This window comes from Cyclobacteriaceae bacterium, from assembly GCA_030584025.1.
Lineage (GTDB): Bacteria > Bacteroidota > Bacteroidia > Cytophagales > Cyclobacteriaceae > UBA2336.
Genome location: CP129487.1, coordinates 3,182,457 through 3,201,287 on the forward strand (window position 1 = coordinate 3,182,457; position 18,831 = coordinate 3,201,287).

General features: G+C 39.2%; 16 protein-coding genes. 3 read left to right on the forward strand and 13 right to left on the reverse strand.

The window, feature by feature from the left end; all coding sequences use genetic code 11:
- Positions 1–24 precede the first annotated feature (24 nt).
- Positions 25–807 (forward strand): DUF1080 domain-containing protein, encoded by a 783-nt coding sequence (locus QY309_14375; GenBank protein WKZ59045.1) that lies wholly within the window; start codon positions 25–27, stop codon positions 805–807.
- An 8-nt stretch (positions 808–815) separates the two neighbouring features.
- Here the strand turns inward: QY309_14375 and panB are convergent, their stop codons facing one another.
- From panB to QY309_14430, 11 genes are all read right to left on the reverse strand, one after another.
- Positions 816–1,634, reverse strand: a complete 819-nt coding sequence (panB, locus tag QY309_14380; GenBank protein WKZ59046.1) for a 3-methyl-2-oxobutanoate hydroxymethyltransferase — start codon at positions 1,632–1,634, stop codon at positions 816–818.
- Positions 1,635–1,639: 5 nt separating this feature from the next.
- A complete protein-coding gene (locus QY309_14385; GenBank protein ID WKZ59047.1) occupies positions 1,640–2,143 on the reverse strand; it encodes a phosphoribosyltransferase family protein in 504 nt (167 codons plus the stop codon).
- Positions 2,144–2,146: 3 nt separating this feature from the next.
- Positions 2,147–2,620: an Lrp/AsnC family transcriptional regulator gene (locus QY309_14390; protein WKZ59048.1), complete on the reverse strand. Its 474-nt coding sequence runs from the start codon at positions 2,618–2,620 to the stop codon at positions 2,147–2,149.
- Positions 2,621–2,694: 74 nt separating this feature from the next.
- A complete protein-coding gene (locus tag QY309_14395) occupies positions 2,695–6,255 on the reverse strand; it encodes a PKD domain-containing protein (protein WKZ59049.1) in 3,561 nt (1,186 codons plus the stop codon).
- A gap of 48 nt (positions 6,256–6,303) precedes the next feature.
- Positions 6,304–7,536, reverse strand: a complete 1,233-nt coding sequence (locus QY309_14400; protein WKZ59050.1) for a glycosyltransferase — start codon at positions 7,534–7,536, stop codon at positions 6,304–6,306.
- Entirely contained in the window at positions 7,533–8,315 is a 783-nt protein-coding gene (locus QY309_14405; GenBank protein ID WKZ59051.1) for a class I SAM-dependent methyltransferase, read from the reverse strand. The genes QY309_14400 and QY309_14405 overlap by 4 nt, the downstream gene beginning before the upstream one ends.
- Positions 8,299–9,423 carry a glycosyltransferase family 4 protein gene (locus QY309_14410; GenBank protein WKZ59052.1) on the reverse strand — a complete coding sequence of 375 codons (1,125 nt, stop codon included), beginning with the start codon at positions 9,421–9,423 and terminating at the stop codon, positions 8,299–8,301. The genes QY309_14405 and QY309_14410 overlap by 17 nt, the downstream gene beginning before the upstream one ends.
- Entirely contained in the window at positions 9,420–10,508 is a 1,089-nt protein-coding gene (locus tag QY309_14415; GenBank protein WKZ59053.1) for a glycosyltransferase family 4 protein, read from the reverse strand. The genes QY309_14410 and QY309_14415 overlap by 4 nt, the downstream gene beginning before the upstream one ends.
- A gap of 12 nt (positions 10,509–10,520) precedes the next feature.
- The gene (locus QY309_14420) at positions 10,521–11,684 is read right to left on the reverse strand and encodes a glycosyltransferase family 4 protein (protein ID WKZ59054.1); all 1,164 of its coding nucleotides are present in this window, start codon (positions 11,682–11,684) and stop codon (positions 10,521–10,523) included.
- Positions 11,685–11,698: 14 nt separating this feature from the next.
- Complete coding sequence (locus tag QY309_14425) at positions 11,699–12,625, reverse strand: class I SAM-dependent methyltransferase (protein WKZ59055.1); 927 nt, start codon at positions 12,623–12,625, stop codon at positions 11,699–11,701.
- The gene (locus tag QY309_14430) at positions 12,613–14,391 is read right to left on the reverse strand and encodes an ABC transporter ATP-binding protein (GenBank protein WKZ59056.1); all 1,779 of its coding nucleotides are present in this window, start codon (positions 14,389–14,391) and stop codon (positions 12,613–12,615) included. Before QY309_14430 ends, QY309_14425 begins: the two co-directional genes overlap by 13 nt.
- Positions 14,392–14,665: 274 nt before the next feature.
- Between QY309_14430 and QY309_14435 the strand changes: the two genes are divergently transcribed.
- Positions 14,666–15,514 (forward strand): glycosyltransferase family 4 protein, encoded by an 849-nt coding sequence (locus QY309_14435; protein WKZ59057.1) that lies wholly within the window; start codon positions 14,666–14,668, stop codon positions 15,512–15,514.
- On the opposite strand, the gene QY309_14440 is transcribed toward QY309_14435, so the two are convergent.
- Together QY309_14440 and QY309_14445 are read right to left on the reverse strand one after the other, a co-directional pair.
- Complete coding sequence (locus QY309_14440; GenBank protein ID WKZ59058.1) at positions 15,466–16,560, reverse strand: hypothetical protein; 1,095 nt, start codon at positions 16,558–16,560, stop codon at positions 15,466–15,468. The two genes, QY309_14435 and QY309_14440, sit on opposite strands and share 49 nt — an antisense overlap.
- Before the next feature lie 317 nt (positions 16,561–16,877).
- Entirely contained in the window at positions 16,878–18,086 is a 1,209-nt protein-coding gene (locus QY309_14445; GenBank protein ID WKZ59059.1) for a tol-pal system protein YbgF, read from the reverse strand.
- 30 nt (positions 18,087–18,116) lie between these two features.
- Between QY309_14445 and QY309_14450 the strand changes: the two genes are divergently transcribed.
- The gene (locus QY309_14450) at positions 18,117–18,749 is read left to right on the forward strand and encodes a hypothetical protein (GenBank protein WKZ59060.1); all 633 of its coding nucleotides are present in this window, start codon (positions 18,117–18,119) and stop codon (positions 18,747–18,749) included.
- Positions 18,750–18,831 lie beyond the last annotated feature (82 nt).

An 18,831-nucleotide genomic window follows, 5' to 3' on the forward strand; every position in this document is an offset into this window, starting at 1 on the left:
AAGGCAGTATCAACCACATACACCATGAAGCGTATCTCCATTTTTTCTTCTTTCTTCTTGTTCAGTGCAACACTCGCTCTCAGTCAGAATTACCCCAACACGCCTCCTGCTGTTTCACCTATGCCCATGAAGCCGGAGATGACAGAAATCTGGGAACCTGAAGTGCGTGTAGTGACTCCAGGAAAAAACCTGGGCGATGCGCCTTCTGATGCCATCATCCTTTTCGATGGAAAGAATCTGGATCAGTGGGTAAGTCAAAAAGATCCATCAAAGCCTGCGCCCTGGCAAATTGTTGATAATGACCATATGGAAGTAGTGCCCGGTTCAGGAGGTATACAAACCAAAATGAAGTTTGGCGATTGCCAGCTTCATCTTGAATTCAGTGCACCCGATGTTGTGGAAAGTCAGGGACAAGGACGTGGCAACAGTGGCGTATTTTTTCAGAACCGATATGAACTGCAAATACTCGATTCGTACAACAACCGAACTTATCGCAACGGACAGGCAGGAAGTGTGTACAAAGATCACGCTCCATTGGTTAACGCCATGAAAGGTCCGCTGGAGTGGAACACCTATGATGTTATCTATCGTGCGCCTCGCTTTAAAGCGGATGGCAGTTTGGATTCACCGGCAACCATCACCGTGCTGCACAATGGTGTTTTGATTCAGAACAACGTTACGATTAACGGATTAACCTTGTACATCGGATTACATCACTACGGTGAAGCGCATGGTGATGATGTGATCTCGCTCCAGGATCACGGCAACAAAACTCAGTTCAGAAATATCTGGATAAGAAAATTATAACAAGGCGCTTAGTACATCTCGCCCTTGTTGGGAAATTCCTTCGCCTTAACATCGGTTACATACTGGCCAACCGCATTTGTAATGGCAGAATGAAGATCAGCATACCTGCGTAAGAACCGTGGTTTAAAATCCTGATTGATCCCCAACATATCCTGCATGACCAGTACTTGTCCGTCTACATCTGGCCCTGCACCAATACCAATTACCGGAATATGCAGTGAACTTGCTACCTGCTTGGCCAACGTAGCTGGAATTTTCTCCAACACAAGCGCAAAACAACCACACTCTTGTAACAAGTGAGCATCTTCTAACAGTTTTTTTGCTTCGGCATCTTCTTTTGCACGAACGGAATACGTTCCGAATTTATAAATCGATTGAGGGGTTAATCCAAGGTGCCCCATTACCGGAATGCCTGCGGTAAGAATGCGTTCAACCGAATCTTTTACTTCACTTCCTCCCTCCAACTTAACCGCATGTGCACCGGCCTCCTTCATAATGCGAATGGCCGAGCGCAAAGCTTCTACTGAACTTCCCTGGTACGATCCGAATGGAAGATCCACAACAACCAAGGCACGGTTTACTGCTTTTACTACTGATGATCCATGATAAATCATCTGATCAAGCGTAATCGGCAGTGTAGTCTCATTACCGGCCATTACGTTGGAGGCCGAATCACCTACCAGAATAATATCAATGCCTGCGCCATCAATGATTTTTGCCATACTGTAATCGTAGGCCGTGAGCATGGCAATTTTTTCACCACGATTCTTCATCTCCTGAAGCTGGTGCGTAGTGATTTTTTTGATTTCGGATTTATGAACAGACATGTAACTTACTTAAGGTAAACAGCCGACTCTTTTCCAAGCACAACTTCTACATGATCTTTAATGGTTGTGGCCAACGCATAACCAGTGTATTGCGGATAGATCGGAAAATTAGCGTGACTCCGATTCACTAAAACTGCGGTTTCAATTTTTTTCACATCCGTGTCCAGAAAAGGTTTAAGGCCGTATGCCAACGTTCTTCCCGTGTTAAGCACATCATCCACCAGAATAATGGATTTCTTTCTAACCTCTTTGGTATCACAATCCAGAATAACCTCACCTTGTTGTGGCGCCAATTTATCCAGGCTCACTTTTACCAATTTGGCTTCAATGGAGGAAATCGCCTCAATTTCTTTGGTCAACAGTTTAGCCAGCACATATCCCTGACCATCTATACCCGCAATGATGACGGACTTCTCTTTGAAATTATTTTCATAAATCTCAAAAGCCATCCTGCGGATTTTCTGCTTCACCTGGGCAGCATCCAGAATCAACGTTTTTTCCGAAACCATAAATTAGTTTGGAATAGGCAACACTTTGCTGTTCTTCATGGTGGAAAGAATCACCATCGACTGAAGGCTGTCAACAACATCAATATTGGAAACTTTCTCCAGCATCAATTGTTGGTACGCAGCGATATCGGCACAGATAATCTTTAAAATAAAATCGCCAGCACCGGTAATGTGGTGACATTCGATCACTTCTTCAACTTTGTTGATGGCGTTCATGAATTTCTCAATGTTTTCCTTGTTGTGACCTTTCAAAGTAACCATTACAAACGTGCTTACTCCAAGCCCAACAGAAGCCGGATCGATTACCGCATGGTAGCTTTTTATTACGCCACCATTCTCAAGTTTGTTAACCCGTTCCAAGGTAGGCGCAGGCGATAATCCAATTTCCTTTGCCAGGAGGGCATTGGTGATATTGGAATTACGCTGAAGCAATTCCAGAATTTTCCGGTCAGTATTGTCGAGTTTTATATTTTTCATAGCAAGATGATTTACCAAATAATATTTGGTAAAAATAACGGAAAAAGCGAAAGAATTAGTGACAGACGGACAGATTATTCCTGAATCATCAGGCGATGGGTACGGGAAAAATCACCTGATCGTACCTGTAAAAAGTAAAGTCCGGTTTGAAAGCCAGTTGCAGGCAGGCGGAACGTATTGAGTCCCGAAACTGAGTTTACCCTTTCAGAATACACCGTTTGTCCAATTGAGTTGATCATAAACACCTCCACTGCCCGATTTTCACGAACAATCCATTGCACGTCAATGTGTGATTGGGCCGTTGCCGGATTGGGGTACGGGGCCAACACAACAATGGACTGATCAACGGAGGCACAAAGTTGGTTGTCATCGGGAGAAGTGTCTTCGATTTCGGCCAAGGCACAAACATAAGTTAATGACGAAGATGCGGGTAACTCAAAATCCGACAGGTGGTAGTAACTTGAATTCGGAGGGATTGAAGTGGTTACGAACGTGCGAAACGCAGTTCCGTCCACTTCAAACGTTAAGGGCAAATTCGTGATGGCAATGTTGCCTTTGTTTTGAATGGTTACTACTGGTTTAACAGAAGCCTGTCCGGTTTCAATAAGTTCAAGTTGCGTAAGGGCAACATCAGTGAACGGTATAACGACTTCTATGAGTCTGCTAAAAAGAGTTGAGCAGCCCTGTGCATTAAATGCAGTAAGATCAACTTCATATGAGCCCAATTCTGAAAATGTAAACGATGGGGAAACCGAAGTGCTGCTTGAAGTATTCGGATCTTTAAACTCCCACAGGTAGGTAGTTGCATTCGTTGATGTGTTTGTAAACTGAACCTGTAAGGGCGGAGGACCAAAAGATGGCGTAGCTATAAAACTAGCTTGTGGTGAATTAATAATGGAAACATTTTTTGCCGTGCTGTGTACGCACCCTGTTTGCGTGGTTACCGACAATGAAACATTAAAATTACCCGTATTGGCAAAACTAAACACCTGAGGGTTTTCTGTTCCGTTACCCAAGCCAGCAAAATTCCAGGCATATCCCACTACAGTGTCAGCGGCATCGTTGGTAATATCGGTGAATTCAGTTTCTTGGTTAATACAATTTCTTGATACGGAGAAGTCTGGTGTAAGAACAGTTGGAACATTAAGCGTGCGACTAACGGAAGCAATACAACCGTTGGTTGCCGTTACATTGAGCGTTACATTTTTATCGCCCGATGTGAGAAAGGCGTGCACCGGGTTGGCAACCGTATAAAACGAGCTCTGAATTTGCCACTGTTGTGATTGCAGCGATCCGGTTGATGTATTGGTAAAGTTTATGGGCACTCCCAAGCAAGGTGGAGAATTGGTGAAGTTTGCCACGGGCGATGGAGAGATGGTAACAGGCTTTTGAACAATGGCCGAGCAACCAAAGTTGGTTGTTGCTGTAAGACTTACGGAATAGTCACCAGCATTTTGAAAGGTGTACTGAGGATTACGTGCAGTTGACGACCCGCTTCCATCTCCAAAATTCCACTGCCAGGAGGCTAAATTACTATCGAATGGATTTGGGGTAATGTCAGTGAATTGTGTGGGCGTACCTGAACACGAAAAAGGTGGTAACGCAACGGAAAAGTTAGCAAGAGGTTTCGAGTAAATGGTTACTGATTCTGTTTTGGTGTTGTTACACCCCGATGTACCAAAAGCCGTAAGGGTTACATCAAACGTACCGGGCGAACCGTAACTGTTTAGCGGATCTTCATCAATCGAATTTTGTCCGTCACCAAAATCCCAGTTATACCCATTCACCGCTCCGGTTGTTTCATTGGTAAATGTTACCGGAGCATCCTGGCACTGGCCGAATGAGGAGAAGTTTACAAGGGGGCCTTCGGTTACTGAATTGATAGTCTTCACAATCTCGCTTGTGCAGCCAGGTATTGAGGCTATAAGTTTCAACTCCTGACTGACAGGGCTCTGAAATGCAAAGTTCAAATTTTGATTAGTGGTCACTACTTGTCCATTCACACTCCATTCCCAAACAGGAGTAAGTGCGGCTTCAAAAATAGAATTATTAATAATTTCATAATTTTGATTCGTACAAATCGGTGATACAGCAGGAAGGTTAAAATCAACGATAGGTTGATTAAAAATTGTAATATGATCGCGTTCTAAGTTGCCACACCCATTTGATGCTATAACAGATAAACGAACTTCATAATTGCCTGCTGTGGTGTAGATATGGACCGGATCGGGCACTGAAGAAGTGTTCATGTCACCAAAATCCCATGCATAAGATGTAATATTTTCCGATGTATTTTGTGAGGTAAATTCAACATTGTTATTTATGCAAACGTTTTGAGAACTAAATTCAATATCGGGTGCCATGTTTGACGAAACATCGATCGCTTTACTGTAATAATCATAATTATTTCCTTTCCTAGCGATTAAAGAAGCAAAATACGTCTGAGAGGCGGTGTACTCAATTCCTGTTGGGTTCCATTCGTTGGATGAAGAAATATTCGCAAAACAAATATTGGGGAAGCTAATCCTCGCGATTGTTCTACTTGTTTGGTTGATTACAAAACCATACCAATTTGATCCATCCTTAACACACTCAAAGTTTACACTGTTTGCTAGAAGACCAAGATTCCCCAAACTAGTCACAGTTGGATTGCTGTTCACTATGTTCGCACCAAAATCTAACCGAAACAACGAACCATTAAAAGTTTGAACTATTCCAATAAACCTTCCTGCATCGATGGTCATTTTTACTCCTGACGGTCGTTCATTTGTGGCAAACGATGGTGTAATTATTTGCGAAAATGAAGGAACCATAAATAGAGACGCACCAAAATCTAACCTATATATAGTTCTTGAATTGAATGCAATCAACAACGCATACCATTGCCCATCACTTCTTATAAGATTGATGTCATCAAGTGATGATGCACCAAGTGGAGCAGAAACGGTAATTATATCCAATGGTTGAGGAGTATTTTCGATTGAGTTTCTCAAATTTATAATTTGAAGTGTCTGATTAACGGAATTTGTAACAATTACAACTATTTCATCATTTGTAATCCCAATATCCATACCACTATTTGCAGCACTTATATTAGAAGCAATCAGTTCGATTGTAGGGGTTGACTCTAGCGATTCTCCAAATATCAAACGCATCAAGGTGGATGTACTACTATTCACCACTAAACCGTACCATGTGCCATTTTCCTGAACAAGTTTTATCTGCTCGGGGCCAGCAAGAGCATTGCCAATATTACCCAAATTTGTGATCTGTGGCGTTGGATTGTTTAGATTTGTACCATAGCTAATCCTATAGATAGCGTTCGTATTGCGACTAGTTGCAAAACCATACCAATTGTCTCCAGCCTTCACAACGTCCATCTCCTTCGGATTGAAGGCATCAGAAAGCGAGCCAATAGTTAGCCCTGTAGGAACTTGGAGAAGATCACCTTCACAAAAATCCCATTCATAGAAATCTGCATTTTGAGATAGGTTAACAAAATCAATGCGCTGATTTAGACAAACTGAACCCGGTGCTAAGAATTCTGCTATAGGAAGTTGAGCTTTGACTGAAATGTTTACAGTCAGCTGAAGAAAACAAACAAGAATCAACACACAATACCGCATAGCAATCATGAAACAACATACCTAAGTTACTACAAAGGTAACCCTTTAAAATTTCATTTAAGAATCGTCTTCTTGATCTAAAAGGACTTTGTAGATATTGCTATATAGAATTATGCCGCGGTTAAGGGATAAATAACTTTCTGCTTGGTTTCGGATGGCTAGGATATTACCTTTAAACTCAAGCACCTTCTTGACACTTTCCTGATACTTGCGAAAAGAAAATTCCTCTATTATCATTCCGATATTGCCGTCCTTAAACAGCACATCAATATCACCTATTCCTGCATTCGCTATAACGGGGATCCCCATCGCCAGTGACTCACCTAGTTTTGTTGGTGAAGATCCTTGCTTTGAGAATGTATTTCTAATAAACAAAATTGTGAAGTCAGATATAGAAATGTAAATAGGCATCTCATTTCTTTGAACTCTTTTAATTATAAGATCAGTTGTTTTCACCCCCCGCTCTTCGGCCACGGCATAGATCGTGTCTTTTAGCTCACCGGTTAAAATCAAGAATTTGGCATCTTCTTGTAGAAGTTTAAGACTTTTGAAGAAATCAAGCATTTCGTTCAACATATACCAGGTTCCCAATGACCCTATATATGTTAACACAAACTCATTTGATTTCAAATTAAGCGATTGTCGAATGCTAAGTTTTGAAGCGTCTTCTACTCTATATGGTGTGAAAAAGTCAGTATCTACACAGCAAGGGATTACGGATACAGCATGATTTCTGCCCCACGACTTTAGGATTTGTTTGGCTTTTTCAGTCAAGACCACAACGTGATCCGCTTCGTGTATAAACTCAAGTTCCTTGTGCTTAAAGTATTTGTAGATGAGCGCAAAAATTGGATTTCTTAAATTCCAAATACCTCCCTCAACACGCTCATCAGCCCAAAAGCCACGCATATCAAAAACAAAACGGGATTTAAATTTGCTTTTAAACCACAAGCCAATAAGGCTTGTTATGTAACTTCGACAATGAACAATATGAAAGTGATTATCTTGTGACAGCAACTTACATTCATACCATAACCCAACAAGATTGTAAAGAGTTGAAACAACTGGCGGCCACTTTAAATATTGCTTTGGTATCCATTTGATTTTACCTTCAATAACTTCCTCAATATTGCTACTATACTGAATAAAAGCACTCTTCTTTTCAAATGAGATTACAGTGATATTATAACTACTAGACAATCCGATCAAATAGGGCAATATTTGTGACCCTCCCAACGGATCTGTCAGTCCATCATAAGTAAGATAGAGAATGTTGCGTTTTTCTTTCAAATCGATTTCACCAAAATGCCCACATACTTATTCTCTGGCTCATAAAAAACAACTATTGGTTTTAAACCCAACTTGTTTGAAAAGTCCCTAAATGCAACGTTGTCATTCACGTCATCAGAAATAAAGAGACCTCCTGAACGAAGAATATGCCATAATTTCTTATAAGCCCACATTCTACCGCGATACGATTTGTCACTATCATAATGACATAGATCTATTTCTTCTATTTTCCTTTTAATCTTCGTTAATGCCTGACGATCTGGAAGAGATACTAAAGTCCAGTTGGATTTTAGTTCATCCGGAACAACACATCCCACAAAACTTTCATTATTCATTTTGGGGTAAGGCATATCCGTACTAAAAAGTTTTCCGCCTGGTCTATGTTGGAGTGAAAGCAAAAATATTGAAGATGACCAACCGTAAGCCACCCCAGTCTCAACAATAGTTTTTGCTTGCCATTTCTCAGCTAAATAATACAAAAGCTCAAGATCAGCTTCACCACCCATTTTAACAGGCAAGTCATTTACAATTTGCTGGGCGTTAGCCAAAAATTCCGGAAATAATTCTTCTATCGATAAAACCCTTTCATTGCCAGTCAATATTTCAATTGCCTTAAAAGAGGAAACGCTTCGTTGCTGACACCATCTGGTTGCCTCAGCTCTTGTATCTTCCAGTGGATGCGGAAATAATCGTTGGTATAAAAGAAAACCCAATTGACGATACATATTGGGTCTTTTTATAAACCACAACAAAGTTTTGAATTTACTTTTTAAACCCATTTAATATTATACTGTTAAGCGTCTGGTAGTCCTTTATCACATTCTTAATGTCAAACTTCTGCACAACATCACTGTGCAACTGACGGCCGAGTTCTTCTAAGTTATACTCTCCCATCATTATATCCGAAACGATATGAATGAGATCAGTAGCAGGGTTATAATAATCCAATAGAAAGCCATTTTTTTCGTGGACAATATAATCATCAAAATCGCCAACATTTGAACATACAGCCACCGGAGTGTCAGCAAGAGCAGCCTCCTTTATTGCGCTGTTGCTTGCTTCAGAAATTGAAAAGTGAACAATTAAATCAGCAGCCGCATAGTAGTCCATTATGTTTGATTGAAATCCAAGCTGAAAAACATGACCTTCAAGGCGGTTAGCTTTAATCTGGCTTTCAATTTCTTTTTCTAAAGGACCTTTACCTAATAATAAAAGTTTTACATTAAATCCTAAGCTAATTATTTTTTGTATTGCATCTAATAATAGCTCATGCCTCTTTTCAGGAATATATCGGGCCGCTTGAACCAATAGTAATTTAGCAGGGAACCGATTTCTTATTGCCTTAACTTTAGTATCATCAGGAATTGGCAGGTTATCAAATTTATATCCATAGTTTATCAACTTTACCTTTGAAGGAGCGGTCTTTTCTATTTCTACCATTTGCTGTTGTACTTTTGGTGATGTGGCAATATAAATTTTGGATAGCCGATTAATTATTTTATCACCCCATTTTTCACGAACATTATTATCTACAAATGCGCAATCTGTATGATGCCTGTTGATTATAAATGTTGATCGGCAAAAATACTGTGCAATCACTGAAATAAGATTAGCCTCTTGAAAATGACTATATACAGCATCAATATTATGTACACGACAAAACTCAGTCAGTTTCCATATTCTTAAGAAATAGTATTGGAAAAAAAAATTTCTTTTAATGGGTAAGCTATAAGTTTTACATCCCACTTTTCGAAAATTTTCATGAGCAATTCCTTCAGGATCATGAGTAAGAAAAAAAACGCTGTGCCTTTCCCGAACAAATTGTTCGCCAACAGATTCAATGTATGGAACAGCCTGGTTATATGGTTGATAAAATAGAATATTCACTTCCTTGAAAGTGTTAATTTTTTACAAATGTTATTAAAAGTTTTAACATAATGTTCTTTGGCCTTTTCTTCCGTAAAGTTCTCCGCTTCTCGTTTACAAGCAGCGGAAAGCATTAACTTCTCATGTTCCGATAATTCAAAAAACCAGATAATTTTATCTGCTATTTGATTTTCATCTAATGATGAAATCAATCTGGAATCAACTAACTCAAGCACTTCCTTTGTACCAGTTGATTCAGACACGATTACTGGTACTCCAGCAGTCATTGCCTCTATAGTCGAGGTTGGGAAGGCATCACCACGGCTACAGTGTAAACACAATCCAGCTTCAGCTAAATAATCCTCAATGCTGGTCACGCTTCCTTCAAAAGAAATCCTACTACTAATATGCTCTTCTAAACCTGTAAGCAATTTGGCGATTGTGGCTTCATTCCAAGCTCCCAGTATTTTGAGTTTGATATCCGCAATCTGATTAGCCGCCAATCCAAAAGCTTTAATCATTACATCCAGGCCCTTATAAAAGAGGCGAAAATCCGAAGGGCCGTTGGCAATGATAAGAATGACTTTAGAAAAGTTAGCATATTTAATTGACTGAAGTGCTTTTACACGCTCACTTGGTGGCCCCAAGAAAGTAACATAGGTTTTTGGTGCTTTTTCACCTAAAAGCTCTGTCACTATTTCTCTTGCCATTTGTCCTTCACAAATTAGCGCATCGTACCGCTGCAAAGCCTGTTTATGAAGCCATGAATTTAGTCGGGAAAACTTTTTTTCTCGAATAAAATAAAGTGTATGACTACCCAAATGTACTACCAATTTTTTTCGAGGACGAGCAAACAACATATTCATAATGACCGGAGTAAAATGGAGATTATCAATCAAGAAGATATCTTGGCTCTTGTATTTTGAGGATAGATACTTTGCATTTACAAACCAACAGATGAGATTATATAAATAAGAACGTCCCAAATCTTGCCATTGCATTCTCACATCAATAAAATCAATATACTCTGTCACCGCTTCGGCAAACCTTCGGTGCATAGGGTGTGCAATTGGTCGACCCTCAAGATAAACTACACCTTGCTTCATGCAATCACAATATTATGGTAGAGCAAGAATTCCTTTGTAAACTTCTTCATACTCAGTTTTCAGGTTTGAGATATCGTAATGATCCATTACAAATCTACGTGCCTTACCACCAAGCTTCTCACGAAGTTCTCGATCATTGATTAATAGCTCCAGTTTACTACACAAATCCTCTGAATCACCCGTTCTAAAAAGCAATCCGTTTTCCATATTGCTTATCAGTTGAGCCAGTTCAGGAATATCTGAGGCAATAACTGGCAAGGCACATGACATTTTCTCTAAAAATGAAATGGAGAGTCCCTCTTGGAACGATGGAAAAACAGCAATATCTGCGGCTTGTAAATACGGAAGGACATTTTGAATACTCCCAACAAACCTAACCGGGAATTGGTCACGACCTGGCTCCACTAAAGACTTTAGTTCTTTTATAAAAGCTTCATCTCCATCTCCTAACAACTGTAACTCAACTGGACATTTAGGTTTCCCTAATTTTGACCATGCTTTCAACAATACCTTATGGCCCTTTCGGGCTTCAAGTCGAGCCACATAGATTACACGTAAAGAGTCACCACTTTTCTTACCCGGTAAGAAATATGAAGTATCAATCTTATTTTCTATTAGCCGATGGATCATGCTTTTATTTATCAACGAAAAATGAATATGATACTCCTGTACGCTTTTTGAAACCGCTACTATATGAAAATGAGAAAAAATTTTACGATACGTCCAAGCCAAACCATATAGATTTAACGATGAATACTTACCGCATTCTAACCTCTTCAAATGATCTGTGAACAAAAGTCTAACATTGATTCTTTTCTTGAGCTCTAGCGCTAAAATAAGTTCCCGTGGCTGAAGGTGGCAATGCAAAACATCGGGTTTGAGTTCTTCGATACACCTGATTATCTCACTTCCTCTGCTCAAGGTTATGCTTCTGATAAAGAACAAAGTAATGTATCTTCTCAGGGAATAATTGGAATCAAAAAAATAATCGAAAGAAAATACAGGTATGTGGTTAGGCCATTGAGGCAATTTTGAAAGTGATATTTCCTGCGTCAAGGAAACCACGCTTACATCATATTTATCATTTGGAATTAGCCTACATAAATCCATCACTACTTTCCCTGAACCGTCCAGGGCAAGGCTATTCACCAAATGGATTACTCGTGTCTTTTTCAATGCTTAACTTAGGACTATATTGATCTTTTTGTATAAATGCTCATTATTGAGTGCCCCTTAATGTACCTCGAAAATAGTTTTAGTAGTTGCCGAACAAGCAAATGAATCCTTAGTTTCCAATAAATTTTCGTAAGAAACTCACTATTAAGTAGAAGTCCTTTAACCCGGGTGTATTGATAGGTGTCCATATGAATCGGCTGAAGAGGTTCAATGCACGCTTTAACGTATTCTAACGGAAAAACTTTAGATAAATTTCTTAAAGACTCCTCATTCCATAAGCCCATATGATGTGGGGGCATATTTAGTATTTTACTAGGTAGTGGGTTATCTTTAATATACCCATCATTATTTGGTACAGAAATAATAAGCTTACCACCCGGCTTTAAGCAAGACACCATGGCCTCAATAACTTCTTTAACCTGAGGTATATGTTCAAGTACCTGAAAAGAACACACAACATCATATTGATTGGAGTGTGTTACAGCGTGATCAGTAACAGACTCAGTATAAATTGTTAAACCTCTTTTACCCCCTTCCTCCGCAGCATTATAGTTTAGTTCTAACCCAACTGCTCTATGGATTCCCCTTTGCTTTAATCCGTCAAGAAAATTTCCATTTGCAGCTCCTACCTCCAAAACATGATCTTCTGGAAGGATATACTTCAAACTTTCTTCGTGTTCCCATTTCCAAGACAGATAATACCAGTCATACATTCCAAAATGTCTGTAAAACTCATCATCCCCTGAAACATGAAAGGGATAATAAAATCGATAACCTGTCTCAGTACATCTAAACAAGTTGATTACAGTTGTTTCTTTAAAAAGATAACCAATATCAAGTTGAAATTTTTCTTGATACTGACGAGCAAGTTCTAGAGCACTCAGTTGTTTTTCCAACACTACACGCGCACCGTTTACCAAGGGAGACATTATTTCTGCCATTCTACAATTTCATTATACGCTAATGAGTCGCTAAGCTTACCATCCTTTATCTTAAATATTCGATCACAGTACTTAAGTGCCTCAATCCGATGGGCAACTATGATTATGGTATAATTCTGATCACGTAAATGCCGGATAGATTCTGTTAACAATTGCTCAGTTTCCCTATCCAGAGAACTCGTTGCCTCATCAAAAATCAAAACTTTGCCCTGGTGATATAAAGCTCTGGCAATAGCAATACGCTGCCTTTGTCCTCCTGAAATATTTAAACTCTTATCTCCTATAATGGATTTCAAACCTAAAGGTAAATCACTTACAAAATCTTTAAGACCACTATTTTTAACTGCCCATTGAAGACGTGTTTCATCAACTTTGTCGGAAAATTCCCCGAATGCTATATTTTCCTGAATGGTTCCCTCCATCAAAACTGGATTTTGTGGCACATATCCTATTGTTCTATGCCAGCTTTTTAAATTGAACTGATTTATTTCAACATCATCAACTAAAACTTTACCCATAGTTGGCTGATAAAGACCTAACATGATATTTATAAGAGTAGATTTTCCACTACCCGATTTACCTACTATTCCAATAATTTCACCCTTATTAATAGATAGATTGATACCATTTAGTAGCCTTTTCTCTTCATAAAAAGAAAAGGAAATATTTGAAAGTTTGATTTGTTTTTCAAAGGATAATGGCTCCATGTCTTCACTGTCAACTCCATCTCCTTGACTCCAGGATACTGTGCGGAAATGATCAAAGACGAATTCAGAAGATCTTATATTGTTATAGCTTAGGATTAACTTATTTACTGAGGGAATTAGGCGATAAGCGCCTAAGGTAAAAGTTGCTAAAAAAGCCACTAACTTTTCTATATTATATCCCAGTACTATACCAACAACAAAAATTGTCAGTACACACAGAATAGCCAATGTTTCAATTATCTTAGGTGATAATGCATTCAGGTGATAGATTTTAGCCATTGCATCGGAAAATTTACCTACTGCACTGTGAAACTGAGGCTTGAAATAGTTGAGTTTATTAAAAAGTATGATCTCCCGAAAGCCCTCAATACCTTGTCTTCCTTTTCTAAACATCTCACTATGCCCAACCTCTCTCTCTTTTGACACTTTGCTTAGTTGCTTCTTATATAACTTTGAATAAAGCAAAAAGAAGGGAACAACAAATAGCACCATGCTTACAAATAGGAACCAGTTGTAAATAAGTATCCCAACTATAATAAGCAGTAAAACAATAAATTCATTTATTACCTGGACTACAGGCAACATTATCCCAGTAATAAAGTTGTATGGTATTTCTATTATCTTTCTAAGCAGGATACTTGTATTATCCTTAACATGCAATTTATACGGCTGAAGAAGGTATAGTTGAAATTGAAGTGAAGTTAGGCGCTCGGCAACTGAATAAGTAATTTTCGTTTGGCGAAATGAAGCCCAATAAAAGACAAAATTCTTTACAATGAAAAATAAAACGATTAACGCCAGAAAAAAAACCAAAAATTCAATCTCATTTTTAGCATCGATTAAAAGGAACATCTTGTACAAATGAGGATTTTCATAAATAATTCGTGTGTCTAAAAGAATCCGAATAACCGGTACGATCAGAACCAACCCAGCTATTTCAATCCATGATAAAAAAAAGGCCAAAGGAAGAAGCCTTATAATTGCCTTACTTACAAAGCTGGGCATACTCTTCTTGATGCTTCCCAAAATACGCCAGAAAAAAAAACGCTTCGAAATCATCCCTTAATTGGTTAATATCGATTTTTGACCTACAAATGTACGTGCTTTTATGAAAATTACATTTTTAGTGCCTTATCCAAAGCATGAAGCACCCTCTCAACGTTTTAGGTTTGAGCAATATTTTAATGTATTAGCGCAGAAAGAATTTATCGTAAAAATGTATCCGCTCCTAGAGCAAAATGCATTTCATAACTTTTATACTCAAAAAAGCTTAGTACAAAGGTTATTAAAAGTAATTAAAGGTTTAATACATAGAATCTATGCCCTGCTCAATTTGAGAGCTCAAGATTTTGTATTTATCCATCGGGAAGCAGCCCCTATTGGCCCTCCACTACTTGAATGGATTATTGCAAAGATTCTTCGAAAGAAAATCATATACGACTTCGATGATGCCATCTGGTTAACAGACAAAACGAATGAATCGAAAATTGAAAAACTTCTTCGTTGGCGGGGCAAAGTTGCATCCATTTGTACATGGAGCTATAAAGTAAGCTGCGGAAACGAGTACCTTGCCAATTATGCCCGGCAATTCAATTCCAATGTGGTGGTTAATCCTACTACAATCGATACTGAAAACCTGCATAATCCGCGAAAAATAATAAAGAAAAATTCAGAAAAAATCACCATTGGCTGGACTGGATCTCACTCTACTTTAAAATACCTGAAAGAAATAGAGCTCATTCTTGAATACCTGGAAACTAAATATCCAAACGTACAGATATTAATAATTGCTGACAAAAAGCCAGATTTGAAGTTGCGAAATCTTGAATTCCTCAAATGGAATAAGGAAACTGAGGCTGAAGACCTTTCAAAAATTGACATTGGCATTATGCCGCTGCCGGATGACGAGTGGTCAAAAGGAAAGTGCGGATTCAAAGCGCTTCAATATATGGCCATGGAAATACCTTGCGTAATTTCTCCGGTTGGTGTCAATAAACAGATTATTGTCCATGGTGTAAACGGTTTTCTTGCTGAAAGTGAACAGGATTGGATTACGCACCTCGAATACTTAATCAACAACCAATCGGCTAGAATACAACTTGGCTTGGCTGGCCGCCAAAAAGTTATTGAAGGCTATTCGGTACTTTCCAACACCGGCAATTTCTTATCTCTATTCGAATAATGGAGAAGAAAAATCAAGGCCAGTATATAAAATGGCAAAAGTGGAATCTTATATCGAGCCAAAGTTCCAAAATTAAATGTGGATACGCCCACAGCAAAAGCAAAAGTAATGCTGAATACTAAACAAAATAAAACAGTAGGGTTAATCAAAAACTTGATACGAAGCCTGCTTTTAAAGGCAACGTAAATGGTAGCCATTAACATTAGTACACTTTCAAGTGCAGAAAGCAGCATCAATGGATTTTTGATCTCCCACAGATATGGCCTGAACAAAGAAACATTTATTGCCTGAGGCGCTTTGCCAACCATATTTACAAAAGTTCCATCCAACTCACCCAAACTATACGTGCTTCCTGCATCCTTCCCCGTATAGAAACCAATATCATAGGCCGTTATTTGAGCTGTCTCTGCTAATTTATCAATAGAATAACGTGGGTCATCCTTACCTACGAAATAAATGGCATAGTATCCCGAAATTATCAATACAGAAATAACGACAGGTACAGTCAATATTCTTGTTACTAAAGATTTGATGGAAGCTAGTTGTCCAGCATAAACCCACAGCAGCAAAGCCGGAAGAAAACACAGCAGTATGTATTTCTTTATGGAAAAAATTACCCATGCACTCAGTAACATCAAAATCACAGATCTAAAAGAAAATCTCTTTTGGATAAATAATTTATAAACAGCATAAGTTAAGAAACCAATGGCGGCAAGTGTTAGCGTATCCTTTAGCAAGCCTGAACCCCAAAATATAACTGATGGAATAAACAATGTGGCTATGGCAATCCAACGATGAAGAGTTGGCGAAGACTGGTAAAAAGTTAAAAATAAAACCCAAGCCCCAGCGAAACTTATCACGCTAAACAAAACGGCAGTGGCTGAGTAGCTTGAGAAAGTAATCAAATCAAAAATGGAGGCTACCCGGATTACAAAAAATGAAGAAGCATCCCTATAGAATGGAATTTCTGATGCATACTTATAGACTCCTGGCTCATATATACCCTTAGAAAGCAACAACTTAAAGCCAACTAATGGTGAGTCCATAAATGCTTCCCATATTATCCGGCTTCCCCGCGTATGAAAATTAAATGTGTCCCCACCATTGTAGTAAAACTGATACAGTAAGCCTAAACATATTGCCCCAACAATTTTCAAAGTAAGAGCAGGAAAAAAATATTTCCGGTTAACATTATCCGTTACATGAGGTCTTACCAGGTACGCAACCACGTAAACCAAAATCAATACAATAGGCGTAACGATAAGATCACGGAGTTCCACGTGCGTTGCAGGTTCAAAGTCTCAGATTCAAAGTTATAAATCTGGCGATTAACTAAGCCTTAAACCCTGAACTTTGAGCAGGGCTAATCCACCTGCTCCATCTTCTTGAGTCTGCGTTTGGCATCTTTAAAGGCTTCGTCCTTACGTTTTGATTTCTTTTTGACCAGTGTGAAATACTTTTTAGCCTCCGCTTTATTGTCTTGTTTTTGTGCGATTTCGCCCAAGGCGATTAACGAATACAGGTAATAGCCGGATTCAGTTGCATCAATTTCTTCGGCATACTTCACACACAACTCATAATATTTCTTTGCCTCATCCAGGTTACGCTTGGCTTCATTGATTTGACCCAGAAAAAAAGCGGCATAACGCCCACTCGTAGCTTCATACCCCACCACTCCACTATCAATACGCACTAGTATTTGCTTACTTACCGGTTCAGCTTGCGCAAACCGACCAACGGAGTACAACATACGTGCATAGTAGCGATGAAACACTGGATTATCCGGATAGGTATTGTATAAATACTCACTAATTTGAAACGCCCTCGGTTGATCATTCTCATAATTGTTCAAAATCCGCATCAGCCAAACCATCGCTTCGGTGCGGGTGTAAAAGGCATTATAGGATACTTCTTTCAACTGCTCCAGTCCAAGTTTTTTATCGCCTTTAGGAAAGAACCACAGGATGGGCTTTAAGGCCGGATAATTTTCCGGAACCCAAACGGAAAAGTAATTAAACAGCGCATCGCCAAACAATAACTCCGGGCTCAGGTCTGCGCCCTGCTTGCTTTCTTCCAGGTAATTTAATGCATTCTTGCCTGCCGATGCCGCCTTACGCCATTGCTTTCGGTATTCATCGGAATACAATCGCCCTTTGAAACCATACGCAGCAGAAAGGAAAAAAGAAGCTTCAATTTTATAGGCTGGATACTTTTTGTACAGGTTTTCCGCCACCAATATGGTGCTGTCCATGTAGGCCAGAAAGGATTCATCATGAGCCTCACTTTTTGTGTTGGGCATAATTTTCCACCACTCAATGAGGCCCATTAAAAAATATGGCAGCGGGTGCCAACGGTATTTGTAACGCAGGTAGCGAAAGTTCCACTCTGCCTCGGTAAATTTAAAATTGTATAAATCATTCAGCGCCTGGGTACACTGCAACTGTACACCCAAATCGGAAATGAGAATTATTGTTGTATCATTTTTTGCAACCGGCTGTGCTTTTCCATCGGAAAACGCGACTAAACAAAAAATGATGGCCAGCAAAAGTTGTGTCTGAATCTTAATAACCATAGCATTACAACACCTTAACAACACCCCGGTATGCAAACGGAAAACGAAGCTAAATCAATATTCGCAACCGACAAAAAACTGCTATTTGTATTACTTTGCCTGGTTACCGTTTTGTTGCTCTACCTGAAAAAATCCTTCATTGAAAACGAAACAGCCGCATTTGAGTTTTTGCAAGACCGGCCGGAGGGCACAATCCTAACCTTGATCAGTACCTTACAGTTCATTTCCATTCCAATAGTTTACCTATGGAAGTTCACCATCATTGCCTTTGTCATCTGGGTGGGTTGTTTCATGTACGGCTACCGCGTAACCTACGGGCAATGCTGGGGCGTGGTAATCGGGGCTGAGTTTGTTTTTTTTATCCCAGAGCTACTCAAAATTATCTGGTTTTTAACCATTGAACCCGATCCGGCCTGGACCGACATCGGGGCATTTTATCCGCTTTCGCTGATGCACTTTTTCGACTACTACTCCATTGACACCCGGTACGCCTATCCCTTGCGTGCCCTCAATGTTTTTGAGGTGGTCTACTGGTTTTTGCTGGTCGCAGGAATCCATCATTATGCCAGAAAAGAGAAGAAAATCGTGTGGTATATCGTACTCAGTTCCTATGTGCTTATTTTCCTGTTGTGGCTGGTTTTTTACATCGTGGTGTACAAGTAAACCAAGTGTTACCGTTAGTATTTAAATCTATCTATTATAACCCTAAAATCAGTATTTTCGCCCCTTTACGATTTTTAAATAC